This is a genomic window from Kitasatospora sp. NPDC127035, assembly GCF_042726075.1.
Classification (GTDB): domain Bacteria; phylum Actinomycetota; class Actinomycetes; order Streptomycetales; family Streptomycetaceae; genus Kitasatospora.
On sequence record NZ_JBHXDN010000053.1, the window covers coordinates 1 to 25,158 of the forward strand.

Genomic DNA, 25,158 nt, shown 5'->3' on the forward strand with positions numbered 1-25,158 from the left:
CCCCTTTTTTAATTATCCGGCCCCCACCTATATCTACACTTATACCTTCGTCGGCAGCGTCAGTTGTTTATAATAGACTCATCACCGGCGATCGAACGCGGCGGCCGACCCGCCGCGCGGCGGGGCACCGAACGCAGAACGCCCCCGCCGTGACCCGGAGGTCACGGCGGGGGCGCTGCTGGCAGTCGGCTACCGCCTAGTTGTCGCCGTCCTCGTCGATCAGGAACCCGCGCATCGGCGCCGGCGCCTGCTGCATCGGCTGCGGCGGCTGCGGACGGACGGCCGCCATCGGCTGGGTCATCCCGGCCGGCTGCATCTGCGGCGCACCCGAGTTGCCACCCGAGGCCTGACCGCCGAAGCCCTGCCCACCGGAGTTACCGCCGAAGGAGCCCTGTCCGCCGAAGGACGGCTGGTTCCCGCCGAACGCCGGCTGGCTGCCGCCGAAGCTCGGCGACGGGCTGCTCATCGCACCGGCACCGGCCGGAGCCATCGACGACGCGGCCGGCGGCAGCGACGCGGTGGCCGGGAGCCGCGGCGGGGCGAGCGAGTCGTCCGCCTGCGACTCCAGCTGGCGCAGCTGGGTCTCCAGGTACGACTTCAGGCGCGTGCGGTACTCGCGCTCGAACGCCCGCAGGTCCTCGACCTTGCGCTCCAGCGTGGCACGGGCGGACTCCAGCGAGCCCATCGCGACGCGGTGCTTCTCCTGCGCGTCCCGCTCCAGGGCGTCGGCCTTGGCACGGGCGTCGCGCTCCAGGCCCTCGGCCCGGCTGCGCGCCTCGCCGACGATCTTGTTGGCCTCGGAACGGGCCTCGGAGATCGCCTGGTCGGCCGTCTGCTGGGCGAGCGCCAGGACGCGGGCGGCACTGTCGCCGCCGGGGCTCTGCTGCTGCATCGGGGCGCCCATCGGGCCACCCATCTGCTGCTGGCCGCCCATCTGCTGCGGGCCGCCCATGGGGCCGCCCATCTGCTGCATCTGCTGCTGGCCCATGCCCTGGCCCATGGGGTTGCCCATGCCCTGCGGGCCGCCGGGGCCACCCATCGGCTGGAGCATCTGACCACCCATCGGCTGGACCAGCTGCTGCTGGCCGCCCATGGTCTGGCCCATCTGCTGCTGCTGCGGACCGCCGGGGCCCATCGGGCCGCCCTGGCCGGACGGAAGCTGCGGGGCGCCGGACGGCAGGCCGAGCGGCTGGTTGCCCATCTGCTGCTGCGGGCCACCCATCTGCTGCTGCTGCGGGCCGCCGGGGCCGCCCATCTGCTGCTGCTGCGGGCCGCCGGGGCCACCCTGCTGGCCGGGGACCGGCGGGCCGGATATGGCGGCCGGCACCGGGGCGCCGGAGCGCGCGTCCTGCGGCGGCTCCTTGCGCATGTTGGCCTGGTTCTGCGCGGCGGCACGGGTCGCGGCGGCCAGCTTGGCGCGCAGGTCCTCGTTCTCGCGGAGAAGGCGGGTCAGCTCCGCCTCGACCTCGTCGAGGAAGGCATCGACCTCGTCCTCGTCATAGCCTTCGCGCAGGCGGACGGTCGTGAACTGCTTGTTCCGAACGTCCTCGGGGGTCAATGGCATCTCTTCACCTCAACGTGATCGTCGGCACACCGGCATCCTGTCGCATCGCTCACCTACGACTAGGGCCGCACAAGCGAGATCAGGACATACACAATGATCATCAGTACGAAGAAGGACAGGTCGAGCGCCACGCCCCCGAGACGCAACGGCGGAATGAACCGCCGCAGAAGCTTGAGCGGCGGATCCGTGACAGTGTACGTGGCCTCCAGGACCAGGACCATGGCCTTGCCCGGCCGCCACGAACGCGCGAACTGGAAGACCCAGTCCATCACCAGCCGCACGAGCAGGAACACCAGGAAGACGGTCAGTGCGTAATAGAGCACCGCCCACACGATCTCCATCGCGCTTCCCTCTCCCCGGTTCTTCGGCCCTTGAGGCCGCTCGCTGTCGCTAACTCACTGTCGATCAGATCCACACGTAAAGTCGTGGCCGGGTCAGCTCTGGTTGAAGAACCCACCCTCGGCGATCCGAGCCTTGTCCTCCGCCGTGACATCGACGTTAGCAGGAGACAGGAGGAACACCTTCTGCGTCACGCGCTCGATACTGCCGTGCAGACCGAAGACGAGTCCAGCGGCGAAGTCTACGAGTCGCTTCGCATCGGTGTCGTCCATCTCGGTGAGATTCATGATCACAGGGGTCCCGCCGCGGAACTGTTCCCCGATGGTACGGGCCTCGTTGTAGGTCCTCGGGTGCAGCGTGGTGATGCGGTAGGGCTCTCGTTCGTTCACTACCTTGGGCATGATCACCGGGGCGCTCTTCTCCAGGTTGTGGCGGCGTTCGGGTGTGATGGACGACACTGGGGCCATCCTCGGAGTCTCCTGGCGGATCGGGACCGCGGCCGGCACCGGCTGCGGCGCGATCGAGGGGACCGGAGCGGGGGTCGCGGCGGCCGGACGCGGGATGTCCTCGGTCCGCCCGGTCCGGATCGGCTCGGGGTCCGCGTCGTAGTCGTCGTCGGGGTCGTACCCCTGACCGTCGTACGTCTCGTCCTCCACGAGGCCGAGGTAGACCGCCATCTTGCGCATTGCGCCGGCCATGCTCCTGTCTCCTCCGCTTGTGGTGGACCGGCTCCCTCCCGGCGGCCGGGCCGTACGACCCCGCCTGCGGATTCCGCGGTCCGCCCACGACGCTCCGTCAGGCCGACGCCCGGTCAGAAATCGTGGAAGAGGGCCGCGGAGCTGCGATCCACGGTTGGCTAGCGCTCAGATAAGCTGCTAGCTTCTGTCCTATTTTGTCCTGCAGTCTGATCTACTACCCGGTGACGTTACCTGAGGGGTGACCGCACTCCGAGTACCGCCGTTCCGACGCGCACATGTGTCGCTCCGGCGGCAATGGCCTGCTCCAGATCGCCGCTCATTCCTGCGGAGACCATCGTGGCAGCAGGATGGGCCGTCCGTACGGCGGTTGCGATTTCCGCCAGCCGATCGAAGGCCCTGGCAGGGTCCCCGGCCAGCGGTCCGGCGAGCGGGGCGACCGTCATCACACCGCCCAGCCGGAGGCCGGGCGTGTCGGCGATCGCGTCGGCCATCTCCAGGACGTCCGCCGGGGCCACCCCGGCGCGGTGCTCGCCCTCGCCGTGCTCCTTGTCCAGCGCCACCTGCACCAGGCAGCCCAGCTCGGGCCGGTCCGCCTTGATCACTGCCGCGCCGAGCGACTCCACCAGCCTGAGCCGGTCCACCGAGTGCACGTGGTTCGCGTACCGGACCACCGAGCGGACCTTGTTGGTCTGCAGCTGGCCGACGAAGTGCCAGTCGAGCGGAAGGTTTCTGCACTGCTCCGCCTTGGGCGCCGCGTCCTGGTCGCGGTTCTCCGCGACGTCGGTGACGCCCAGCCCGGCCAGCAGGGCGCTGTCCTCGGCCGGGTAGGTCTTGGTGACCACGATCAGCCGGACCTCCCCGCGCGCCCGCCCGGCCGCGGCACAGGCGTCGGAGATCCGCCGCTCGACCACGTCCAGGTTGGTACCCAGTTCTTCGTACCGGGCCCGCTGCCCGTCCGTCAGCCCGGCCGACCAGCTCGCGTCGGGGAAACCGGCGGTACTTCCCGGGAACGGTCCGTAGATGTCGTTCGTCATCAGAGATCAGAGCCCAACCAGACGTAGCTCGCGAGCCGGCCCGTGCGCTGCTCGCGACGATAGGAGTAGTGATCGGCGGATTCGAGGGTGCAGACAGATGATCGCACCAACTCGGTGACTCCCGCAGCGGCCAACTGGGCCGCCACTCCGTTCGGCACGTCCAGCGCCGGTGTTCCCCAGGAGGTCTCGGCGTACGCGGCGGGCACCCGCTCGGCGACCTCGGCGCGCAACGGCGCCGGCACCTCGTAGCAGCGCCCGCAGACCGCGGGGCCGGTGGCGGCGGTGATCCGCGCGGGCTCGGCCCCCAGTTCGACCATGGCCCGGACCACCGCCGGCACCACCCCCGCCGCGAGTCCGGGCCGGCCCGCGTGGGCGGCGCCGACGACACCCGCCACCGGGTCGGCCAGCAGCACCGGGGTGCAGTCGGCGGTCAGGACCGCCAGCGCCAGCGGCCGGTCGGTGACCACCGCGTCCACCGCGGGAGCCTCCCCCGCCGGCTGGCGCTCCGTCACCACCGCCACGTCCGCGCCGTGCACCTGGTTCATCCAGACCACGTCGGCCGGGTCCAGGCCCAGCGAACGGGCCGCGATCCCCCGGTTCTCCCGGACGGCCGCCGGGTCGTCCCCCACCGCGCCGCCGAGGTTCAGCTCCCCGTACGGCGAAGTGCTCACCCCGCCCCACCGTGAGGTGAAGGCGAAGTGAGCACCATCGCGTGCGACGCGATCGATCACTTAAGGAAATCCGGGACGTCGAGCTCCTCGGCCGGGCTCTCCACGTACGGCTGACGGGCCGGCTGCACCTGCGGCGGAACCGGGGCGGCGGTGGTGACCGGGGCCTCCGCCGAACGGGACGGACCCTCGCCGTCCGGGCGGGACGTCACCGAGCCGATGCCCCCGTACGCGGGCCGGCCGGAGGGGCGCTCGGGGGCGCCGCCCGACGAGGAGGCCGGCGGGTTGGCCGGGGCCGCGCTCGCCTTGACCACCGGGTCGCGGACGATGGCCGGCGGCTGGCCGCCGTCGAAGCCGGCCGCGATGACGGTGACCCGCACCTCGTCGCCGAGCGCGTCGTCGATGACCGCACCGAAGATGATGTTGGCCTCGGGGTGCGCCGCCTCGCTGACCAGCTGGGCGGACTCGTTGATCTCGAACAGGCCGAGGTCGGACCCGCCGGAGATGGAGAGCAGCACGCCGCGGGCCCCGTCGATCGAGGCCTCCAGCAGCGGGGAGGAGATCGCCATCACGGCGGCGGCCTTCGCGCGGTCCTCGCCGCGGGCCGAGCCGATGCCCATGAGCGCCGAACCGGCCTCGGACATGACCGACTTGACGTCGGCGAAGTCGAGGTTGATCAGGCCGGGGGTGGTGATCAGGTCGGTGATGCCCTGGACGCCGGAGAGCAGCACCTGGTCGGCGGAGCGGAACGCGTCCAGCACGCTGACCTGGCGGTCCGAGATGGACAGCAGCCGGTCGTTGGGGATCACGATGAGGGTGTCGACCTCTTCGCGGAGGCTGGCGATGCCGTCCTCGGCCTGGTTGGCGCGGCGACGGCCCTCGAAGGTGAACGGGCGGGTGACCACGCCGATGGTGAGCGCGCCCAGCGAGCGGGCGATGTTGGCGACCACGGGGGCGCCACCGGTGCCGGTGCCACCGCCCTCGCCGGCGGTGACGAAGACCATGTCGGCCCCCTTGAGGACCTCCTCGATCTCCTCGCGGTGGTCCTCGGCGGCCTTCCGGCCGACCTCGGGGTTGGCGCCGGCGCCGAGGCCCCGGGTGAGTTCACGGCCCACATCGAGCTTGACGTCGGCGTCGCTCATGAGGAGGGCCTGCGCATCGGTGTTGATCGCGATGAACTCGACGCCCTTGAGACCGACCTCGATCATCCGGTTGATGGCGTTGACACCACCGCCGCCGATTCCGACGACCTTGATGACTGCGAGGTAGTTCTGCGGTGCTGCCACGTCGAAGGCCTCTCGCCTCGAATTTCCGGGTCGGTCCGACGCCGGTACGGGTCATTCCGACGGATGTCGATGGGTAGGGAGCCTGGTTTCTGACGCAATGTCCGAAATGCCGACCGCCGACCCCAACCCTAAACTTGACCTTTAGGGTTAGTGCTGTGCCTCTGTCACATCACCAGGGAACACAGGCTGGTGACACAGGACACTAGGTGGCTCCGGCCACGTGTTTCAACGAACACGCCGAGCTTCCCTTTTTCTTTTGAGCCTATGTGATCATCAACCGCCGGATGAAACCGGGGTGACCACCAAGGGTCGGGCCGACACGAAACCGCGTCAAGCCCACCCGTCACCCGCCGCCACTCTGTCAGCGACGCGCTCCGCGCGCACCCTTGTGCAGAAAACCTACCGGATCATCCGGACACCGCCGGCGCCTCCGGCGCACTCACGTCGAAGTTCGTACCCTTCTGACCCAGCAGCGCCACCAGGACCCGGGCTTTCCGATCGGTCTGCTCGGGACTTCCCCAGCGAACCGTCGCACCCCCGCTGAGCTGCAACTGGATATCGTCGTACGAATGCACCAGAACGGCCCCGGCCCGCTGCCGGACCTCGGCCGGCAGGCCGGCGGCCACCGCCACCGCGCCCTGCACCAGCTGGGCCCTCCCGATCACCGACTCCACGTCCCTGGCGGGCTGGCTGAGCCGGAGCTCCACCACCGGGACGCCCTCCGGCGCGGCCGGCTCGGTGGCGAAGCTCACGCCACCCGCGTCGACCTGGGTGAACCGGCCGTCCTCGCCCTTCACCGCGGCGACCGCCGACCGCTGGGTGATCTTCACCCGCAGGGTGTGCGGCCAGCCCCGCCAGACCTCGGCCCCGGCCACCCGCGGGATCGCCTCGACCCGCCGCCGGACGTCCGCCAGGTCCACCCGGGCCAGCGGGCCGGAGCCGACCCCGCCGATCGCCGAGCGGACCTGGTCGGCCGTCAGCCGGTCGTCCTGGACGCCCTGCACCGAGATGCTGCGGACGTCCAGGACCGAGGAGAGGAAGACCAACCACGCCAGCACGCCCAGCACCGCGGCCGCGAGCGAACCCAGCACCACCACACCGCGCCGCGAGAGCCGGAGCCGGGGGGTGTACTCCTCGTCCCCGAGATCCTCGTCGTGCGGGTATCCCCGGCCGCCGGCCGGGGGCGGCTCGGCGAGCCGGGCGTCAGCCACGACGGCGGCCGCCCCGGGCTGCCTCGATGGCCTCGTAGACCATGCCGACCAACAGGTCGTCCGCGTCCCGGCGGCCGAACTCGGCGGCGGCCCGGCTCATGTCCCACAGCTTCTGCGGGTCGGTCAGCACCGGCAGCACGTTCTGCAGCACCCAGTCCGGGTTCAGCTCCGCGTCGTCGACCAGCAGCCCGCCGCCGGCCTTCACCATCGGCTGGGCGTTCAGCCGCTGCTCGCCGTTGCCGATCGGCAGCGGGACGAAGGCCGCGGGCAGGCCGACGGCCGCCAGCTCGGCCACCGTCATCGCGCCGGCCCGGCAGAGCATCAGGTCGGCGGCCGCGTACGCGAGGTCCATCCGGTCCAGGTACGGCAGCGCGCGGTACGGCGGCATCCCGGGGATGTCGTCCACCTGCGGCAGCTCGTTCTTCGGGCCGACGGCGTGCAGGATCTGCACGCCGTACTGCTGCAGGCGCGGGGCGATCGCGGCGATCGTCTCGTTGAGCCGGCGTGCGCCCTGCGAGCCGCCGGAGACCAGCAGCGTGGGCAGCCGCTGGTCGAGGCCGAAGTAGTGCCGGGCCTCCGGACGGGACGCGTTGCGGTCCAGCGTGGCGATGGTCCGGCGCAGCGGGATGCCGATGTACCGGGAGTCGCGCAGCTTGCTGTCCGGCGTGGAGACCGCGACGAAGTCGCTGTACCGCGCACCGATCTTGTTGGCCAGGCCCGGCCGGGCGTTGGCCTCGTGCACCACGATCGGCACACCGGCCCGCTTGGCGGCCAGGTACGCGGGCATGGCGACGTAGCCGCCGAAGCCGACCACGGCGTCCGCCTTGACCCGCTCGATGATCTCCTGGGCGGCCCGGACGGTGCCGCGCAGCCGGCCCGGGACGGTGATCAGCTCGGGGGTGGGCTTGCGGGGCAGCGGGACGGCCGGGATCAGCTCCAGCTGGTAGCCGCGCTCGGGTACCAGCCGGGTCTCCAGGCCGCGCTCGGTACCGAGGGCGGTGATCCCGATGGACGGGTCATGCCTGCGGAGGGCGTCCGCGAGGGCCATGGCCGGCTCGATGTGACCGGCGGTCCCCCCGCCGGCGAGTACGACATGCACCGAAATTCACCGCTCCCTGCGTGCCGGCACCGGGGCCGGGCGCGCTGTGGTTCGTCGTCGTGGCAGCACCCGGGCCAGCTGTTTCCTGATCCGGGAGTTCTTGCTCCGGGCGGCCAGGGCCGCCTTCGCTCCCGAGCTGCTGCGTGCCAGGCAGAGCAGCACCCCGATCGCGGACATGGCCGACAGCATGGCGGAACCGCCGTAGGAGAACAGCGGGAGCGGGACGCCCGCGATGGGCAGCAGTCCCAGCGCCGATCCCAGGTTGATCACGGCCTGAGCCATGAGCCAGGTGATGGCGGCTCCCGCGGCGTACCTGACGAAGGGGTCCTTCGTGCCGATGGCCACACGGATACCCGCGTAGCCTAGTGCCGCGAAGAGACCGATCACCGACAGCGTCCCCACCAGTCCCAGTTCCTCGCCCGTCGTGGCGAAGATGAAGTCGGTGTGCGCCTCCGGGAGCTGGCCCCACTTCTCGACCCCGGCGCCGAGGCCGGAACCGAAGAGACCGCCGAGGCCGAACGAGTAGACGCCGTGCAGGGCCTGGAAGCAGGCGCCGGCCGGGTCGAGTTTGGTGACGCCGATGCAGGAGAGCCGCTCGGCGCGGTGCGGCACGGTGACCACCAGCGCGGTGCAGACCACCACGGCCACGCCGAGGGTCGCGACGAACAGCCGCAGCGGCGCGCCGACCATCCAGAGCAGGCCGAAGAGCATGGCCACCAGGATCATCGCGGTGCCCATGTCGCCGCCGAGCATGATCAGCGCGAGCAGCAGCAGGGCGCCGGGGACCAGCGGGACCAGCAGGTGCTTCCACTGGTCGAGCGTGCCGTTCTTCTGCTTCCGGGCCAGCAGGTCGGCGCCCCAGAGCACCAGGGCGAGCTTGGCGAACTCGGACGGCTGGAACTGGAACACGCCGAAATCCAGCCAGTTCCGGTTGCCGTTGACCTCCACGCCGACGCCGGGGATCGCGACCAGGACGAGTGCGCCGATCACCCCGAGCATCACCGGGTAGACGATCACCCGCAGCACGGCCACCGGGACCAGGGCGAAGCCGACCAGCAGCGCGAAGCCGAGCAGCACCCCGACCAGCTGCTTGAAGAAGTAGAACTGGGTCGAGCGGTGCTGGCCCAGCGCGAGGATCTGCGAGGCCGAGAAGACCATCATCAGCCCGAGCGCCACCAGCAGCAGCGCCGTACCGGCGATCAGCAGGTAGGGCGTGAGCGGCCGGTCCAGGGCGTACCGCACGCGGGCCCGGAAGGCCTGCAGGCGGGCCACCGGGCCGGCCGACTTGTAGGCGGTGGTGGTGGCGGAGATCACCCGCCAGCGGCCGGCCGCCCCGTTCTCCGGTGCGCCCGAACCACCCGCCCTGCCCTGACCGCCGCCCACCCGTCCCGCTCTCCCTCTGCGCCTCGCCCGCCTCCGGGCCGCTCCGATCCGGCGCGGCCCCTCGGCTCGCGGTGCGGGGCCCGTCCGTGCTCAGGGTGTGTCCGACACGCCCTACGCGTCCGCCAGCCCCCGGACGGCCGCCGCGAAGAGGTCGCCGCGCTCGCCGTAGTTGGTGAACATGTCCATCGAGGCACAGGCCGGGGCCAGCAGCACCGTGTCACCCGTTCGGGCGAGTGAGGCGGCCGCGCGGACCACCTCGGCCATCGCCACCGCGCCAGTCTGGCCCTCGGCCGCCTCGATCACCGGGACATCCGGCGCGTGTCGTGCCAGCGCCTCCCGGATCAGCGCGCGGTCCTCGCCGATCAGCACGGCGGCGCGCAGCCGCTCGGCCGCGCCCTGGACCAGGTCGTCGAAGGCCGCGCCCTTGGCCAGGCCGCCGGCGATCCAGACGATCGGCCGGTAGGCGGAGAGCGAGGCCGCGGCGGCGTGGGTGTTGGTCGCCTTGGAGTCGTCGATGTACGTCACGCCGTCGACGACGCCGACCTCGGCGATCCGGTGGGCGTCCGGCCGGAAGGCGCGCAGGCCCTCCCGGACGGCCTTCGGGTCCACCCCGTAGGACCGGGCCAGGGCCGCGGCGGCGAGCGCGTTGGCGATGTTGTGCGGGGCCGGCGGGTTGACGTCCTCGACGGAGCCCAGCTCGGCCGCGTTCTTGGCCCGGTCCGACACGAAGGCACGGTCCACCAGCAGGCCGTCGACCACGCCGAAGTTCGACAGGCCGGGCGCACCGAGGCCGAAGCCGACCGCCCGGCAGCCCTCCTCGACGTCGGCCTCGCGGACCAGCGCCTCGGTGGCCGGATCGGCCAGGTTGTAGACGCACGCGACGACGTTGCCCTCGTAGATCCGGCCCTTGTCGGCGGCGTACGCCTCCATCGAGCCGTGCCAGTCGAGGTGGTCGGGGGCCAGGTTGAGCACGGCCGCCGAGTACGGGCGCAGCGAGGGCGCCCAGTGCAGCTGGTAGCTGGAGAGCTCGACGGCGAGCACGTCGTACGGCTCCTCGGCGAGCACGGCGTCCAGCACCGAGACCCCGACGTTGCCGACGGCGGCGGTGCGCCGGCCGGCGGCCGTGAGGATCGAGGCGAGCATCTGGACGGTGGTGGTCTTGCCGTTGGTGCCGGTGACGGCCAGCCAGGGAGCGGGCTCGCCGGTCGTGGCCAGCGGGCGGCGCAGGCGCCAGGCCAGTTCGACGTCGCCCCAGACCTCCACGCCGGCCGCGGCGGCGGCCGCGAACAGCGGGCTGCTCGGCGGCCAGCCGGGCGAGGTGACGACCAGCCGGGTGCCGTCGGGCAGGCTGTCGCCGTCGCCGAGGCGGACGGTCACCCCCTGGGCCTCCAGCTCGGCGGCGCGGGCCTTCAGGCCCTCGCCGCTGCCGCCGTCCACCACGGTGACGCGGGCGCCGAGTCCGTGCAGGACGCGGGCCGCGCTGATGCCCGAGACTCCGAGCCCGGCGACGGCGACCGGCAGCCCGGCCCACTCGGGGTTGGTCATCCGGTCACCCATCCCGCGTAGAAGAGGCCGAGGCCGACGGCCACGCAGAGGCCCTGGATGATCCAGAACCGCACCACGACCAGGACTTCGCTCCAGCCCTTGAGTTCGAAGTGGTGCTGCAGCGGGGCCATCTTGAAGACGCGCTTGCCGGTCATCCGGAACGAGCCGACCTGGATGATCACCGAGAGGGTGATGATCACGAAGAGGCCGCCGAGCAGGATCAGCAGGATCTCGGTGCGCGAGCAGATCGCCAGACCGGCCATCGCACCGCCGAGGGCCAGCGAGCCGGTGTCGCCCATGAAGATCTTGGCGGGCGAGGTGTTCCACCAGAGGAAGCCGAAGCAGGAGCCCATCAGGGCGGCCGCGACCACGGCGAGGTCCAGCGGGTCCCGGACGTCGTAGCAGTTGGAGGTGGCCGAGACGGCGTACGCGCAGCTCTGGCCGTACTCCCAGACGCCGATGAAGGTGTAGGCGCCGAAGGCCATCACCGAGGCACCGGTGGCCAGGCCGTCCAGACCGTCCGTCAGGTTCACGCCGTTCGAGGTCGCGGCGATCAGGAAGTACGCGAAGATGACGAACAGCACCGGGCCGACCGACCACTCGAAGTCGCGGACGAACGAGAGGTGCTGGGAGGCCGGGGTGCGGTCGGCGCCGTCGGGGAACTGCAGCGCCAGGACGGCGAAGATCAGGCCGACGAGGGACTGCCCGGCGAGCTTCGCCTTGGCCCGCAGGCCCAGCGAACGGCGCTTGACGACCTTGATGTAGTCGTCGAGGAAACCCACCAGTCCCAGACCGGTCGTCAGGAACAGCACCAGCAGTCCGGAGGCGGTCGGGGATTCGCCCGTTATCGCCTTGGTGGCGAAGTAGGCGATGAGCGTCGCCAGGATGAAGGCGATGCCGCCCATGGTGGGCGTGCCCTTCTTGCTGTGGTGCGCCTTCGGGCCGTCGTCGCGGATGTACTGGCCGTAGCCCTGCCGGGCGAGCAGCTTGATCAGGGCCGGGGTGCCGAGCAGCGACAGGACCAGGCCGATCATGCCGGAGAAGAGGATCTGCTTCATTACTGGGCCGCACCGTCCGCGAGGATCGCCTCGGCCACCTTTTCGAGCCCCACCGAGCGGGACGCCTTCACCAGCACCACATCCCCCGGCCGCAGCTGACTGCGCAGCAGTTCGACCGCCGCGTCCGCGTCGGACACCAGCACCGACTCCTCACCCCACGAACCTTCGTTCCTCGCGCCCAGTTCCATGCAGGCCGCCTCGCGTCCGCCGACCGCCACCAGTTTGGTGACGTCCAGCCGGACCGCGAGCCGCCCGATGGCGTCGTGCTCGGCCAGGCTCTCCTCGCCGAGCTCCCGCATCTCGCCGAGCACCGCCCAGGTACGGCGACGCTCCGGACCTCGTCCCCCCATCGAGACCAGCGCCCGCAGCGCGGCCCGCATCGAGTCGGGGTTCGCGTTGTAGGCGTCGTTGACGACGGTGACACCATCGGCCCGGTCGACGACCTCCATGCGCCAGCGGGACAGCGCACCCGCCTCACTCAGTGCTTCGGCGGTGTCGTCGACGGTCATCCCGAGCTCCGTCGCCACCGCTGCGGCGGCGAGGGCGTTCGAGACGTGGTGCTCACCGTACAGGCGCAGCTGCACGGGTGCGGAACCGGCGGGGGTCGTCAACGTGAAGGATGGCCGTCCGGTGGAGTCCAGACGAACATCCTGTGCGCGGACCCGGGCGTCCGGGGATTCACCGAAGAACACCACCCTGGCCTTGGTGCGCGCGGCCATTGCGCGCACCAACCGGTCGTCGATGTTGAGGATCGCGACGCCGTCGGCCGGGAGCGCCTCGACCAGCTCGCCCTTGGCCTCGGCGATCGCCTCCTGCGAGCCGAACTCGCCGACGTGCGCGGTGCCGACGTTCAGCACCAGGCCGATCCGGGGCGGGGTGATCGAGGTGAGGTACTCGATGTCGCCCTTGTGCCGGGCTCCCATCTCCAGCACCAGGTGCCGGGTGGCGTCCTCGACCCGCAGGGCGGTCATCGGGTGGCCGATCTCGTTGTTGAGCGAGCCGGGCGGGTAGACGGTGTCGCCGAGGCGCCGGAGCAGCTGGGCGATCAGGTCCTTGGTGCTGGTCTTGCCGGCCGAGCCGGTGAGGGCCACGACGGTGGCGCCGGCGCGGCCGACGACCGCGCGGGCCAGCTTGCCGAGCGCGTCCACCACGCTGTCGACCAGGACGGTGGGGCCGCCGACCGGGCGGGAGGCCAGCACCGCGACGGCGCCCGCCGCGACGGCGGTGGCGGCGTAGTCGTGGCCGTCCGCGTGCTCGCCGACGAAGGCCGCGAAGAGGCCGCCGGGGACGACCTTGCGGGAGTCGACCTCGACCGGGCCGGTCACCAGGGCGTCGGGGTCGGCGTCGGCCAGGGTGCCCCCGACTGCTGCGGCCACCTCGGCGAGGGTCAGTGCGATCACTGCTGCTCTACTCCTCCGGTGCCCCGGGCGGCCGTGGTCCGTGCCACGACGTCCTGTCCGATGGCGTCACGCAGCACCTCCCGGTCGTCGAAGGGGCGGATCTCGTCTCGTACGTACTGGCCGAGCTCGTGGCCCTTGCCGGCCACCAGCACGGTGTCACCGGCCCGGGCGCGGGTGATGGCCAACTGGATCGCCTCGGCCCGGTCGGGGACGACCAGGACGGTGCCGCGCTCGGCCTCGGGCACCGCGGCGGCGCCGGCGAGCATGGTGGCGAGGATCGCCAGCGGGTCCTCGCTGCGCGGGTTGTCGCTGGTCAGCAGGGCGGTGTCGGCGAGCCGGGCGGCGATGCCGCCCATCGGGGCGCGCTTGTGCGGGTCGCGGTCGCCGCCGCAGCCGACGACCACGTGCAGCCGTCCCTTGGTGACCTCGCGCAGGGAGCCGAGGACGGCCTCCAGCGCGTCCGGCTTGTGCGCGTAGTCGACCACCGCGACGTACGGCTGACCGGCGTCGACCCGCTCCAGCCGGCCCGGCACGCCGGGAACGGCCGCGATGCCGGCCACGGCCCGGTCCAGCGGGAGGCCGGCGGTCGCCAGCACGGCGATCGCCGCCAGCGCGTTGGCGACGTTGAACGGGCCGGGCAGCGGGACGGCCGCGTCCGCCTCGGCGCCGTCGGGGCCGAGCACCCGGAACGTCGAGCCGACGGGGCCGAGCTGGACGTCCACCGCGCGCCAGTCCGCCTCGGGCGCGCCGGTGGCGGAGAAGGTGACGACCGGGATCTTCGCCTCGGCGGCCAGCCGGCGGCCGTACGCGTCGTCCAGGTTGGCCACGCCGGCGCGGGACTTGCCGGGCTGGAAGAGCCGGGCCTTCGCCTGGAAGTAGTCCTCCATGTCCGGGTGGAAGTCGAGGTGCTCGGGCGTGAGGTTGTTGAACAGCGCCACGTCGTAGACCACGCCGTCGGTGCGACCGTAGACCAGCGCGTGGCTGGAGACCTCCATGGTCACCGCGTCCGCGCCGCGCTCGCCCATCACGGCGAGGATGGCGTGCAGGTCGGTGGCCTCGGGGGTGGTCCGCTCGCTCTTGATCCGCTCGGTGCCGACCCGCATCTCGACGGTGCCGATGACCCCGGGGCTGCGCCCGGCGCCGTGCAGACCGCCCTCGACCAGGTAGGAGGTGGTGGTCTTGCCGTTGGTGCCGGTCAGCCCGATCATCAGCAGCCGCTCGGAGGGCCGGTCGTAGACGGCGGCGGCCAGCTCGCCCATCCGGGCCCGCGGGCGGTCGACGACCAGCAGCGGCAGGCCGGTGCCGGCGGCCAGCTCGGCGCCGGCCGGGTCGGTGAGCACCGCCACGGCGCCGGCCGCGGCGGCCTGCCCGGCGAAGGACGCGCCGTGGTGGTTGGCGCCCGGGAACGCCACGTACACGTCGCCGGGACGGACCTCGCGGGCGTTGTGGGTGACGCCGGTGATCTCGGGTCCTTCGACGGGGTCGAGACCCAGCAGTCGGGCGACCTCGGCGAGCGGCCGGGCCCCCGTCCGGGCGGGGCGGGGCGGGCTCACGGTGGTTTGATCGGGTTTCGGCACGGCGGAGAGGCTATCCGCCGAAGGGCTTCCAGGGCCAAACCGGCCCTTTTCCGTGCCGGCGGCCGCACCCGCCCGGTCGTTGCTCATGGTCGATCACGGCTTCCACTCGACGGGCAGGTTGGGCGCCTCGCTACCGCTCGGCGGGACCTTGAGGGTCTTGAGGGTGAACTCCATCACCTGCTTGAACACCGGACCGCAGAGCTGGCCGCCGAAGTGGCCGTTGACCGGGTCCTGGATCACGCAGGAGACGGTGACCCGCGGCTGGTCGGCCGGGGCGAAGCCGATGAAGGACGCGGTGTAGCCGCGGTACCCGCCGGTCTTGGGGTCCACCCGGTTGGCGGTGCCGGTCTTCCCGGCCACCCGGTAGCCGGGGATGGCGGCCTTGCCGCCGGTCCCCTGCTCGTCGGAGACGACCGACTCCAGCATCTCGGTGAGGGTCTTGGCGGTCTGTTCGCCGACCACCCGGGACTGCGCGCCCTGTGCGGCCGGGGTGTACCTGCCGTCCGGTGCGGTGGTGCCCTGCACGACGCTGGGCGTCACCCGGACCCCGCCGTTGGCGATGGTCGAGAACACCGAGGTCGCCTGCAGGGCGTTGACCGACAGGCCCTGTCCGAACGGGATGGTGTACTGCTTGGACGCCTTCCAGTCCTCCGGCTTGTCGAGCAGGCCGGCGGTCTCGCCGGGGAAGTCCAGGCCGGTGTGCTCGCCGATGCCGAACTTCCGCAGGTAGTCGTAGAGGACCCGGTTGGCCTCGGGCTGGGTCGCGCCGAGCGTCTGGGCGGCCTCGATGGTGCCGATGTTGGAGGACTTGGCGAGCACGCCGGCCAGGGTGAGGTACCAGGTGTCGTGCAGGACGTCGTCCTTGAACGCCACGTCGCCGCGGACCAGCGGGTACGGCACGGTGACCTTGGTGTCCCAGGTGGCCTTGCCGGTGTCCAGGACCGCCGCCATGGTCATCAGCTTGGCGGTGGAGCCCGGCTCGTAGGCGTCCTGCAGGGCCGCGTTCCCGAGCTGCGAGTTCCTGGCCGTGCTCAGGTCGTTCGGGTTGAAGCCCGGCGAGGAGGCCATCGCCAGCACCTGGCCGTTCTTCACGTCCTGGACGATGACGTAGCCCTTCTCCGCCCCGGCGTTGGCGACCTGGTCGGTGATGGCCCGCTGGGCGGCCCACTGGATGTCGCGGTTGACGGTCAGTCGCAGGTCGGTGCCGGGCACGGCGGGCTCCAGCGAGCCGCCGGCGGTGGGCACCAGGCGACCGCCGGCCTGGGCGTAGCTGCTGTGGCCGTCCTTGCCGGACAGCTCGTGCTGGTACTGCTGCTCCAGACCGCCTGCGCCCTCGCCCTCGGCGTTGACGAAGCCGACCAGGTTGGCGGCCAGGCCGTCGGAGGGGTAGACCCGCTTCTGGGTGTCCCGGTTGAAGATCCCGGCCAGCGGGTTGACGCACTCGTTGTCGAGCCTGGTCCGGCCGCCGTCCTCGACGGACTTGTTCAGCAGCCGCTTCTGGGCCTGGCAGCCCCGCGAGCCGGCCTGCTTCTCCAGGCTCGACTTGAGGTCGCTGATCTGGTTCTTGACGTCCGGGGTCTGCTGGGCGGCCAGCCGCTTGTAGCGGGTCTTGGGGGTGTGCAGGTCGGCGGCGATCCGCTCCTTGGGCAGGCCGAGGATCGGCGCCAGCAGAGCGGCGGCCTGCTCGGGGGCGTCCGGGAGGCCGGTGGCCTCGGGGGTGAACATCGCGGGGTCGGCGGTGATGTCGTACGCGTCGACGGTGGTGGCCAGGGCGACCCCGTCGGAGGACGTTATCGAGCCGCGCTCGGCGGTGATCGGGATGTTCAGGTACCGGTTGGTGTTGGCGTCGGCGGCCAGCGCGTCGGAGTCCAGCAGCTGGAGCTGGACCAGCCGTCCGGCGAAGATCGAGAAGACGACCGAGAGCACGATGGTGATCACCCGCAGCCGACGGCGCGGGTCCGCCAGCCGGATCCCCCGCGGCTGCGGGCGGCGCTGCGGCGGACGCGGGCGCGGCCGGTCCCCCGCCTGGCCGGCGCGGGCCGGCGGGCGGCCCTCGGGGCGGCGCTGCTGCGGGGCGCGGGGCGTGCGGGCGGCGGCCCTCGGGTCCCGCCCGGCGGCCGGCTGGGCCTTGGCACCGGGCTGGCGCGCCTGGGACTGCTTCGCGGGCGACGGCTTCGCGGGCGGTTGCTTGGCGCGGGCCGCCTGACCCGCGGCGGACTGCGGCTTCGCCGGCTGCCCCTTGGCGGGCTGGGCGCGCCCGGCGGCCGGCGGCTTGCCGGTGGACTGCCCGCGCGGGACCGGCCGGGGCGCGGCGCCCTTGACGGGACGGCGTCCGCCGTTGCCGCCGTTTGCGCCGGAGGGCTGACGGGGTGTGCTCATCGGGCTGCGCCCCCGCCCGTGGCCGGCGCCGGCTGCGGCGCGGTCGGGTTGAGCTGGACGGTGACGTCGCCGCCAGGGGCCGGGGCGTTCGGCGCCGCGGTGGTGGGCTGCGCCGCCGCCGGGGATCCGGGCTGGGCACCGGGTTGGGCGCTCGGCGCCGGCTGCTTCCCGGGCCACGGTTCCACGGTGGACCGTTTCACCGGCGGGCTGTCCTGGGCCGGCTTCGGCGTGCCGACCACCGCGCCGCCGTTCGGCAGGTCGAGGAAGGCCATCCCGCCGGCCGGCACCATGCCCAGCTCGGCGGCCCGGCGGGCCAGCGCGTCCGGCGCGGAGTTCTGGTCGATCTGGTGCTGGAGCCCCTGCTGCTCGTCGGTGAGCACGGTGGTCTGCCGCTGCAGCCTGGACAGCTCGAAGGAGCCCTCGTTGAGGGCGGTGTTCAGTGCCAGCAGCCCGAGCAGTCCGGCCCCGAGCAGCACCACCACCAGCACCGCGAACGGCGTCCGCCCCCGTACCTGGCGTCGCCCGGGGCGGACGGTGATCCGCGCCCTGCCGCCCTGCCCGGGGAGCACCCTGCTCCCCGCCCCGCCTCCGGCCACCGGCCCCACCGTCTTTCCTCCGCCCTTCGGACCGTCCCGGTGCCGGTCAGCCCCGGGTGCTTCGGTCCCTGATCCTCTCCGCCACCCGCAGCCGTACGGGTGCGGCGCGCCGGTTCTCCTCGATCTCCTCCTCGGTGGCCTGCTCGGCACCGCGGGTGATCAGCTTGAGCCAGGGCTGGTGCTCCTCCGGGACGAACGGCAGCCCCGGCGGGGCGGTGTTGGTCGCCCCGGCCGCGAAGCACTGCTTGACCAGGCGGTCCTCCAGCGACTGGTAGGACATCACGGCGATCCGCCCGCCGATGGGCAGGACGCCCAGAGCACCGGGAATCGCCCGTTCCAGGACCTCCAGCTCGCCGTTGACCTCGATCCGCAGCGCCTGGAACGTGCGCTTGGCCGGGTTGCCGCCGGTGCGGCGGGTGGCGGCCGGGATGGCGTTGCGCACCAACTCGACCAGACGCGCGCTGTTGGTGAACGGTTCCTTCTCGCGTTCGCGCAGGATCACCGAGGCGATCTTCCCGGCGAACCGCTCCTCGCCGTAGAACTTGAGGATCCGGGCCAGCTCGCCGTGGCTGTAGGTGTTCAGCACCTCGGCCGCGCTGATCCCGCGGGTCTGGTCCATCCGCATGTCCAGCGGCGCGTCCTGCGCGTACGCGAACCCGCGCCCGGCCTCGTCCAGCTGCATGGAGGAGACGCCGAGGTCGAAGAGGATGCCGTCGGCCTTCGGGATGCCCAGGCGCTCCAGCACCTCGGGGATCTCGTCGTAGACGGCGTGCACCAGGGTGGCCCGTTCGCCGAAGGGGGCCAGCCGCTCGCCGGAGAGCTTGAGCGCCGCCGTGTCGCGGTCCACCGCCACCAGCCGGACGTCCGGGAACTGGGTGAGCAGGGCCTCGCTGTGGCCACCGAGGCCGAGGGTGGCGTCCACCACCACCGCACCGGGCCGGGAGATCGCCGGGGCCAGCGCGTCCATGCACCGCTGCAGCATCACCGGGACGTGCTTGGGGGCCGGATCGTTGGTGGTCATTGCGCGGTGGCGCCCTTCCTCGGTGCGGAGCCGCCCGAAGTACGGGAGCTCGGACCATTCTGTCCCACCACGCCGCGAAGCAGACGCAGGGGCCGGGCCGCGGCCCGTGGGCCCCGCCCGCTCCTTGGGGAAGGTCGTGACCGCCCGGCACCGGGGAAGGTGCGCCAGGTGGCACGGAGCGGGTGGAGGCCACGGGCCGCGTCGGCCGCCGCACCGGCCGGAAACGCCCGGTTGACGGGCCCCGGCGGGTGTGCTCCACTGCGCCGCAACTCTACCGCGCACGCCCCGTCAGTCAATGGCCCGCTCCGGCGCACCACCCGGGCGGCGGTACGGATCACCGCAGGTCGCGACGGTGCTCGTGGCACATGCCGGACGCCGCAGCCGCGCCGGCCGCGGTGCCGCGCGCCCCGGTACCGGGCACCGCCCCGGACAGCGGACGGGACGGGGCGGGACCGGACCGGGACCGGACCGGGACCGGACCGGGACCGGACCGGGACCGGGTCGGGACCGGGTCGGACAAATACGTCCGTATCGCCCGGAAGCGGCGGCGCCTTGTGGATATGCGCTCGGTCACACGGGCCCGCTCTGTCGCCATCAGCCCCACCAAGACCCGGCGAATCGCACTAACGTCTTCACCATGACAGTGACCCCCGACCGGCCCACGCCGACCGCCGCTGCCGACGCCCCGACACCCACCATCATCGACCGCTTCGTCGCGGCCAACCGCGAGTACGCGGTGACCTTCCGCGACGGCGGGATGGACGCCCGCCCGGTGCAGAAGATCGCCGTGGTCGCCTGCATGGACGCCCGCCTCGACCTGTTCGCCGCGCTCGGCCTCGAACTCGGCGACGCCCACGTCATCCGCAACGCGGGCGGCGTGGTCACCGACGACACCATCCGTTCCCTCACCATCAGCCAGCGCGCCCTGGGCACCCGCTCGGTCGCGCTGATCCACCACACCGGCTGCGGCCTGCTCGGCCTCACCGAGGACTTCCGCCGCGAGCTGGAGCAGGAGGTCGGACAGCGCCCGCAGTGGGCGGTCGAGTCCTTCGTCGACCTGGACAGTGACGTCCGGCAGTCCATGCAGCGCGTCCGCACCTCTCCGTTCCTGCTGCACACCGACAACGTGCGCGGCTTCGTCTTCGACGTCCACACCGGGCTGCTGCGCGAGATCCACTGACCCCGTCCATCCGGTCGGCCCGGCCAGCGTCGCCCGGGCCAGCCGGACGCTCCCCGGAAGCCCCCCGGCCCGCCTCCCCGGACCGGCCGCCCGAGGGTGCCCGGTCCGGAGGGTGACTTCTGACCACCGCCCGGGGGAGAATGCGCCTGCCGGTCCGGCCTCGAACCACCTGGGGCGGCCGGTCGCAGGCCGTACTCCGGCACCGGCTCCCGGAACACGGAACCGCTCCCGGAGGGGCCGCGTCCAGCATGGGGTGGGGGCCGGCCTCAACGGAGGCGGGCACGTGGTGTGCCAGGGAGCGAACGGGTGACGAGCTACAACGATCAGGCCGGTCTCGACGGTCGTGCAGGGGGCGACCGGGAGACGCCGGGGTACCACCCCGTCGGTCTGCCGGAACTCGCCGCCGTCGTGGACCGGATCCGCGGCAACATCGAGAGCGTGATCGAGGGCAAGCCGGAGGCCATCCGGATCGCCCTGACCGTCCTGCTCGCCGAGGGCCACCTGCTGCTGGAGGACGTGCCCGGCGTCGGCAAGACCATGCTGGCCAAGGCGCTGGCCCGGTCCGTCGACTGCACCGTGCGGCGCATCCAGTTCACCCCGGACCTGCTGCCCTCGGACGTCACCGGCACCAACATCTTCGACCAGCACCAGCGCGACTTCGAGTTCCGGCCGGGCGCGATCTTCGCCCAGATCGTCGTCGGCGACGAGATCAACCGGGCCTCGCCGAAGACCCAGTCCGCGCTGCTGGAGTCGATGGAGGAGCGTCAGGTCACCATCGACGGCACCAGCTACGAGCTGCCCTCGCCGTTCATGGTCGTGGCCACCCAGAACCCGGTCGAGATGGAGGGCACCTACCCCCTCCCCGAGGCCCAGCGGGACCGCTTCATGGCCCGGATCTCGATGGGCTACCCGAGCCCCGAGGCCGAGTTCGCCATGCTCGACGTGCACGCCGGCGCGAGCCCGCTGGACGACCTCCAGCCGGTCGCGCACGCCTCCGACATCCTCAAGCTGATCGACCTGGTCCGCACCGTGCACATCGCCGACCCGGTCCGCCGCTACGCCGTCGACCTGGTCTCCGCCACCCGCACCAGCCACGAGCTGCGCCTCGGCGCCTCGCCCCGCGCCACCCTGCACCTGGTCCGGGCCGCCCGCGCCGCCGCCGCCCTGGACGGCCGCGACTACGTCACCCCGGACGACCTCCAGCGCCTCGCCGTCCCGGTGCTCGCCCACCGCCTGATGCCGACCGCCGAGACCCAGCTCAGCCGCCGCACCTCCGAGCAGATCGTGGCCGAGCTGGTCGCCCGCCTGCCGCTCCCGCGCCCGCAGGGCGCCCCCGCCACGCGGAGGAGCTGAGGTGGGCCCGTCCGACGAACCGTCGGGCCTGCGCGCCGGCCTGCGCGGCCTCACCACCCGGGGCCGTTCCTTCCTCGCCGCCGGGGTGACCGCGGTGGTCTGCGCGTACCTGCTCGACCAGGACGCCCTGCTGCGCGTCGGCGTCCTGCTCGCCGCGCTGCCGCTGGCCGCCGCCCTGCTGCTGTCCAACACCCGCTACCGGGTGGCCAGTGGCCGGCGGCTCAGCCCGCGCCGGGCGGTGGCCGGCCAGGAGGCCCGGGTCCACCTGCGGGTGGACAACGTCTCCCGGGTCCCCACCGGCCTGCTGCTGCTGGAGGACAAGGTCCCGTACGTGCTCGGGCCGCGCCCGCGGTTCGTGCTGGACCGGGTCGAGCCCCGCGGCAACCGCGAGGTCTCCTACCGGGTCCGCTCCGACCTCCGGGGCCGCTACCCGCTCGGCCCGCTCCAGCTGCGGCTCTCCGACCCGTTCGGGATGTGCGAGCTGAACCGCTCGTTCTCCGCGTCCGACGTGCTCACCGTCGTCCCGCAGATCCTGCCGCTGCCGTACGTCCGGCTCAGCGGCGAGTGGGCCGGCCAGGGCGACAGCCACGCCCGGGCCCTGGCCCTGGCCGGTGACGACGACGTCATCCTGCGCGAGTACCGCCCCGGCGACGACCTCCGCCGGGTGCACTGGAAGTCCACCGCCCGCTACGGCGAGCTGATGGTCCGCCGCGAGGAGCAGCCCCGCAAGGCCCGGGCCACCGTCCTGCTGGACACCCGCGAGGTGGGCCACCGGGGCAGCGGCCCCGCCTCCTCCTTCGAATGGGCGGTCTCCTGCGCCGCCTCAGTCACCGCCCACCTGCTGGAACGCGGTTACCAGACCCGGCTGCTGACCGACACCGGCCTCGCCGTCCCCGGGAGCGGCGCCGGCGGCGGCAACACGGCGGCCGACACCTCCGGCCTGATCCTGGACGCCCTCGCCGTGGCCGACCTCTCCGAGGGCGCCGGGCTCTCCCGCGCCGAGGAACCGCTGCGGGCCGGCGGGGAGGGCCTGCTGGTCGCCGTCCTCGGCGACCTGGACGAGGAGCAGGTCGCCCGGCTGGCCCGGCTGCGCAACCGCACCGGTGGCGCCGTGGCCTTCCTCCTCGACACCGCCACCTGGGCCGGCCTCCGCATGCTCGCCCCCGACACCGGCGGCGACGAGTTCCACGACCGGGTGCTCCGCCTGCGCGAGGCCGGATGGACCGTCCTGCCCGTCCGTGCCGGCGACTCGGTCACCGAACTGTGGCGGGCCGCCGACCGGGCCGAGGCGCCCTCCCCCTACCGAAACGAGGCCGGCGCGTGACCACCCGGGCCAAACTGACCGCGTACTCGGCGCTGGCCACCGCCCTGGCCGCGCTCTGCCTGACCCCGCTGCTGACCACCAAGGGCTGGATCACCCACGCGTACCTGGTGGTGGCCGTGATCGCGGTCGTCGGCGCGGGCCTGCGGCGCACGCCGTTCTACCGCTGGGCCGTCCCGCTCGGCCAGCTGGTCGCGCTCCTCCTCCTGCTGCTGCTCGCCTTCGCGGCCTCCGGCGCCTCCTGGGGCGGGATCGTCCCCGGTCCCGAGTCGCTGCGCACCCTCGCCCGGGCGTTCGAGCAGGGGCTGAACGACATCCGGGAGTACGCCATCCCCGCCCCGCCCAGCGCGGGCCTGCGGCTGATCATGATCACCTCGATCGGCCTGATCGCCGTCGCGGTGGACACCGTCGCGGTGACGTACCGGCGCTCGGCGCTGGCCGGGCTGCCGCTGCTGGCGCTCTACTCGGTCGGCAACGGCCTGGCCGGCGACCGGGGCAACTGGCTCTGGTTCGCGGCCGCCGCGGCCGGCTACCTGGTCCTGCTCTTCGCCGAGGGCCAGGACCGGGTCTCCCGCTGGGGCCGGGTCTTCCGCGGCACCCCGCACGGCACCGAGGGCAGCTCCGGCGGACTCAGCCAGAGCGGCCGGCAGGTCGGCGTGGTGGCACTCGCGCTCGCCCTGCTGCTGCCGGCCTTCCTGCCGCGCTGGAGCTCCGGCCTGGTGAACAGCGGCGGCACCGCGAGCTCCGGCAAGCACGGCGGCGCCGGCGGCTTCAACAGCCTCGATCCCCTGGTCGCCCTGAACGACGCGCTCCCCGAGCCCCGCAACGTCGAGCTGCTCACCTACAAGATGGACAGCCCGCTGGCCGACAGCACCTACCTGCGCACCGGCTCGCTGGACGCCTTCGACGGCACCAGGTGGAAGCTCAGCTCCACCGACACGACCGAGTTCAAGGGCACCCTGCCGGCCCCCGACGGCCTGACCGTGCCCGACTTCCCGGAGCTGAAGACCACGGTCAGGATCAGCGACCGGCTGGAGAACGCCTGGCTCCCGATGCCCTACCCGGCCCGGACCGTCTCACTGCGCAACACCGCCGACTGGCAGCTCGACTCGCTCACCTCGGCCCTCCAGCCGACCCGGGACAAGGCGATCAAGGGCCTGGGCTACACGGTCACCTCGCTGTACGTCGGCCCCACCGCCGCCGAACTGCGCAACGCCCCCCAGGCGCCCGACCGGATCCGGGCCCAGTACCTCGACCTGCCGAGGGACCTGCCGCCGATCGTCCGCCAGAAGGCCGTCTCCGTCACCCAGCAGGCGAGGACCCCCTACGACAAGGCGGTCGCGCTGCAGGAGTGGTTCACCCGCTCCGGCTTCACCTACGACGTCAAGACCCGGTCCGACAGCGGCAGCGACGCGATGGCCGACTTCCTGACCCGGCGCCGGGGCTACTGCGTCCACTTCGCCTCCACCATGGCCGCGATGGCGCGCGTCCTGGACATCCCCGCCCGGGTCGCGCTCGGCTTCACGCCCGGCGACACCAAGGGCGGCGAGGTCTACTCGGTGACCGACTCGATGTACCACGCCTGGCCCGAGCTGTACTTCGAGGGCTACGGCTGGATGCGCTTCGAGCCCACCCCGACCCGCGGCGTGCAACCCGAGTACAGCGACCAGGTCGCCGCGCCGACCACCGCACCGACCACGCAGCCGACCGCGCAGCCGCAGCCCAGCGCCTCGGCGCAGCTGCCGTCCGCGAACCCCGACTGCGACCCGAAGCTGCGCAGCATGGGCGAGTGCGGGGAGCGGGACAAGTCCGCCGGCGGTGCCCTGGCCGACTCCTGGCTGTTCTCCGGGAAGACCCTGGCCACCCTGGCCTCCGCCCTGGTGCTGCTCGCGCTGCTGCTCACCCCGATGGTCTGGCGGGCGCTGCTGCGCCGGCGCCGGCTCGGAGCCGGCGGGCGGCGGCGCCCCGGAGGGGAGGGGTCGGTCGAACTCACCGACGAGCAGGTGATGGCCGCCTGGGACGAGCTGATCGACTCCGCCTGGGACCTCGGCATCCCGCCCGACGAGTCGCGGACCCCGCGCTCCGCCGCGCGCCGGATCGCCGAGACCGCCGAGCTCGACGAGGCCTCGGCGGCGGCGGCCGGGCGGGTGGCGCTGGCCACCGAGCGGGTCCTCTACGCCCGGACCACGCAGGTCACCACGCCGCTGGCGGCGGACGTCCGGACCGCCCGCGACGGCCTGCGGGCCGGCGCGGGCCGGCGCGGCCGGACCAGGGCGCTGCTCCTGCCCGCGTCCTCGGCCCAGCTCTGGTGGCGCCTCTCGGACGCGGTGCTGGCGGCCCGGCTGGCGGTGCGCCGCAGGGCCGCGCGGCTGACCGCCGCCGTCACCGGGCCGGTCCGCCGGGCCCTGCGGCGGCGGAAGGGCGACGGTCCGGAGTCCTGACACAC

At 72.9% G+C, this 25,158-nt stretch carries 20 protein-coding genes; 4 read left to right on the plus strand and 16 right to left on the minus strand.

All coding sequences use genetic code 11. The annotated features are described in order from the left end of the window. Positions 1 to 196: 196 nt before the first annotated feature. The 16 genes from ACFWIC_RS29095 to rsmH form a co-directional block, all read right to left on the minus strand. The gene (locus tag ACFWIC_RS29095) at positions 197 to 1,564 is read right to left on the minus strand and encodes a DivIVA domain-containing protein (protein ID WP_380520407.1); all 1,368 of its coding nucleotides are present in this window, start codon (positions 1,562 to 1,564) and stop codon (positions 197 to 199) included. Positions 1,565 to 1,623: 59 nt separating this feature from the next. Beyond that, on the minus strand, positions 1,624 to 1,905 hold the full coding sequence (locus ACFWIC_RS29100) for a YggT family protein (RefSeq protein ID WP_030301231.1): 282 nt from the start codon (positions 1,903 to 1,905) through the stop codon (positions 1,624 to 1,626). A 93-nt stretch (positions 1,906 to 1,998) separates the two neighbouring features. Beyond that, positions 1,999 to 2,601: a cell division protein SepF gene (locus ACFWIC_RS29105; RefSeq protein WP_327676357.1), complete on the minus strand. Its 603-nt coding sequence runs from the start codon at positions 2,599 to 2,601 to the stop codon at positions 1,999 to 2,001. A 227-nt stretch (positions 2,602 to 2,828) separates the two neighbouring features. Continuing rightward, on the minus strand, positions 2,829 to 3,635 hold the full coding sequence (locus tag ACFWIC_RS29110) for a YggS family pyridoxal phosphate-dependent enzyme (protein ID WP_329952036.1): 807 nt from the start codon (positions 3,633 to 3,635) through the stop codon (positions 2,829 to 2,831). After that, the gene (gene pgeF, locus ACFWIC_RS29115) at positions 3,635 to 4,366 is read right to left on the minus strand and encodes a peptidoglycan editing factor PgeF (protein WP_380520408.1); all 732 of its coding nucleotides are present in this window, start codon (positions 4,364 to 4,366) and stop codon (positions 3,635 to 3,637) included. Before pgeF ends, ACFWIC_RS29110 begins: the two co-directional genes overlap by 1 nt. Then, a complete protein-coding gene (gene ftsZ / locus ACFWIC_RS29120) occupies positions 4,363 to 5,589 on the minus strand; it encodes a cell division protein FtsZ (RefSeq protein WP_329882142.1) in 1,227 nt (408 codons plus the stop codon). Before ftsZ ends, pgeF begins: the two co-directional genes overlap by 4 nt. Positions 5,590 to 5,996: 407 nt before the next feature. Beyond that, the gene (locus ACFWIC_RS29125) at positions 5,997 to 6,800 is read right to left on the minus strand and encodes an FtsQ-type POTRA domain-containing protein (protein ID WP_329882143.1); all 804 of its coding nucleotides are present in this window, start codon (positions 6,798 to 6,800) and stop codon (positions 5,997 to 5,999) included. Then, entirely contained in the window at positions 6,793 to 7,899 is a 1,107-nt protein-coding gene (gene murG, locus ACFWIC_RS29130) for an undecaprenyldiphospho-muramoylpentapeptide beta-N-acetylglucosaminyltransferase (RefSeq protein WP_329952035.1), read from the minus strand. The genes ACFWIC_RS29125 and murG overlap by 8 nt, the downstream gene beginning before the upstream one ends. Positions 7,900 to 7,905: 6 nt before the next feature. Beyond that, positions 7,906 to 9,213 (minus strand): putative lipid II flippase FtsW, encoded by a 1,308-nt coding sequence (gene ftsW, locus ACFWIC_RS29135; RefSeq protein ID WP_380520418.1) that lies wholly within the window; start codon positions 9,211 to 9,213, stop codon positions 7,906 to 7,908. 180 nt (positions 9,214 to 9,393) lie between these two features. Next, entirely contained in the window at positions 9,394 to 10,827 is a 1,434-nt protein-coding gene (gene murD / locus ACFWIC_RS29140) for a UDP-N-acetylmuramoyl-L-alanine--D-glutamate ligase (RefSeq protein ID WP_329952034.1), read from the minus strand. Then, a complete protein-coding gene (mraY, locus tag ACFWIC_RS29145; protein ID WP_329882146.1) occupies positions 10,824 to 11,885 on the minus strand; it encodes a phospho-N-acetylmuramoyl-pentapeptide-transferase in 1,062 nt (353 codons plus the stop codon). The genes murD and mraY overlap by 4 nt, the downstream gene beginning before the upstream one ends. Continuing rightward, positions 11,885 to 13,285: a UDP-N-acetylmuramoyl-tripeptide--D-alanyl-D-alanine ligase gene (gene murF / locus ACFWIC_RS29150; protein ID WP_329952033.1), complete on the minus strand. Its 1,401-nt coding sequence runs from the start codon at positions 13,283 to 13,285 to the stop codon at positions 11,885 to 11,887. The genes mraY and murF overlap by 1 nt, the downstream gene beginning before the upstream one ends. Further along, the gene (locus tag ACFWIC_RS29155) at positions 13,282 to 14,949 is read right to left on the minus strand and encodes a UDP-N-acetylmuramoyl-L-alanyl-D-glutamate--2,6-diaminopimelate ligase (RefSeq protein ID WP_355401589.1); all 1,668 of its coding nucleotides are present in this window, start codon (positions 14,947 to 14,949) and stop codon (positions 13,282 to 13,284) included. The genes murF and ACFWIC_RS29155 overlap by 4 nt, the downstream gene beginning before the upstream one ends. 6 nt (positions 14,950 to 14,955) lie before the next feature. Then, positions 14,956 to 17,241 carry a penicillin-binding transpeptidase domain-containing protein gene (locus ACFWIC_RS29160; RefSeq protein WP_380520409.1) on the minus strand — a complete coding sequence of 762 codons (2,286 nt, stop codon included), beginning with the start codon at positions 17,239 to 17,241 and terminating at the stop codon, positions 14,956 to 14,958. Continuing rightward, positions 17,238 to 17,810, minus strand: coding sequence for a cell division protein FtsL (locus ACFWIC_RS29165; protein WP_329882151.1), 573 nt, complete (start codon positions 17,808 to 17,810; stop codon positions 17,238 to 17,240). The genes ACFWIC_RS29160 and ACFWIC_RS29165 overlap by 4 nt, the downstream gene beginning before the upstream one ends. Before the next feature lie 73 nt (positions 17,811 to 17,883). Next, the gene (gene rsmH / locus ACFWIC_RS29170) at positions 17,884 to 18,858 is read right to left on the minus strand and encodes a 16S rRNA (cytosine(1402)-N(4))-methyltransferase RsmH (protein ID WP_380520410.1); all 975 of its coding nucleotides are present in this window, start codon (positions 18,856 to 18,858) and stop codon (positions 17,884 to 17,886) included. 637 nt (positions 18,859 to 19,495) lie between these two features. Between rsmH and ACFWIC_RS29175 the strand changes: the two genes are divergently transcribed. The 4 genes from ACFWIC_RS29175 to ACFWIC_RS29190 all read left to right on the plus strand — a co-directional run bounded on the left by ACFWIC_RS29175 (position 19,496) and on the right by ACFWIC_RS29190 (position 25,153). Further along, positions 19,496 to 20,038: a carbonic anhydrase gene (locus ACFWIC_RS29175; protein ID WP_329882153.1), complete on the plus strand. Its 543-nt coding sequence runs from the start codon at positions 19,496 to 19,498 to the stop codon at positions 20,036 to 20,038. A 306-nt stretch (positions 20,039 to 20,344) separates the two neighbouring features. After that, positions 20,345 to 21,391 (plus strand): AAA family ATPase, encoded by a 1,047-nt coding sequence (locus tag ACFWIC_RS29180; RefSeq protein WP_380363915.1) that lies wholly within the window; start codon positions 20,345 to 20,347, stop codon positions 21,389 to 21,391. 1 nt (position 21,392) lies between these two features. Beyond that, positions 21,393 to 22,715: a DUF58 domain-containing protein gene (locus ACFWIC_RS29185; protein WP_329952029.1), complete on the plus strand. Its 1,323-nt coding sequence runs from the start codon at positions 21,393 to 21,395 to the stop codon at positions 22,713 to 22,715. Next, positions 22,712 to 25,153, plus strand: a complete 2,442-nt coding sequence (locus tag ACFWIC_RS29190; protein WP_380520411.1) for a transglutaminaseTgpA domain-containing protein — start codon at positions 22,712 to 22,714, stop codon at positions 25,151 to 25,153. Before ACFWIC_RS29185 ends, ACFWIC_RS29190 begins: the two co-directional genes overlap by 4 nt. The last annotated feature ends 5 nt before the right edge of the window (positions 25,154 to 25,158 follow it).

Bases quoted from the DNA above. Each gene is read 5' to 3' on its own strand.
- ACFWIC_RS29095 (WP_380520407.1), bottom strand. From the start codon at position 1,564: ATGCCATTGACCCCCGAGGACGTTCGGAACAAGCAGTTCACGACCGTC.
- ACFWIC_RS29100 (WP_030301231.1), bottom strand. From the start codon at position 1,905: ATGGAGATCGTGTGGGCGGTGCTCTATTACGCACTGACCGTCTTCCTG.
- ACFWIC_RS29105 (WP_327676357.1), bottom strand. From the start codon at position 2,601: ATGGCCGGCGCAATGCGCAAGATGGCGGTCTACCTCGGCCTCGTGGAG.
- ACFWIC_RS29110 (WP_329952036.1), bottom strand. From the start codon at position 3,635: ATGACGAACGACATCTACGGACCGTTCCCGGGAAGTACCGCCGGTTTC.
- murD (WP_329952034.1), bottom strand. From the start codon at position 10,827: ATGACCAACCCCGAGTGGGCCGGGCTGCCGGTCGCCGTCGCCGGGCTC.
- mraY (WP_329882146.1), bottom strand. From the start codon at position 11,885: ATGAAGCAGATCCTCTTCTCCGGCATGATCGGCCTGGTCCTGTCGCTG.
- ACFWIC_RS29155 (WP_355401589.1), bottom strand. From the start codon at position 14,949: ATGAGCAACGACCGGGCGGGTGCGGCCGCCGGCACGGAAAAGGGCCGG.
- ACFWIC_RS29160 (WP_380520409.1), bottom strand. From the start codon at position 17,241: ATGAGCACACCCCGTCAGCCCTCCGGCGCAAACGGCGGCAACGGCGGA.
- rsmH (WP_380520410.1), bottom strand. From the start codon at position 18,858: ATGACCACCAACGATCCGGCCCCCAAGCACGTCCCGGTGATGCTGCAG.
- ACFWIC_RS29175 (WP_329882153.1), top strand. From the start codon at position 19,496: ATGACAGTGACCCCCGACCGGCCCACGCCGACCGCCGCTGCCGACGCC.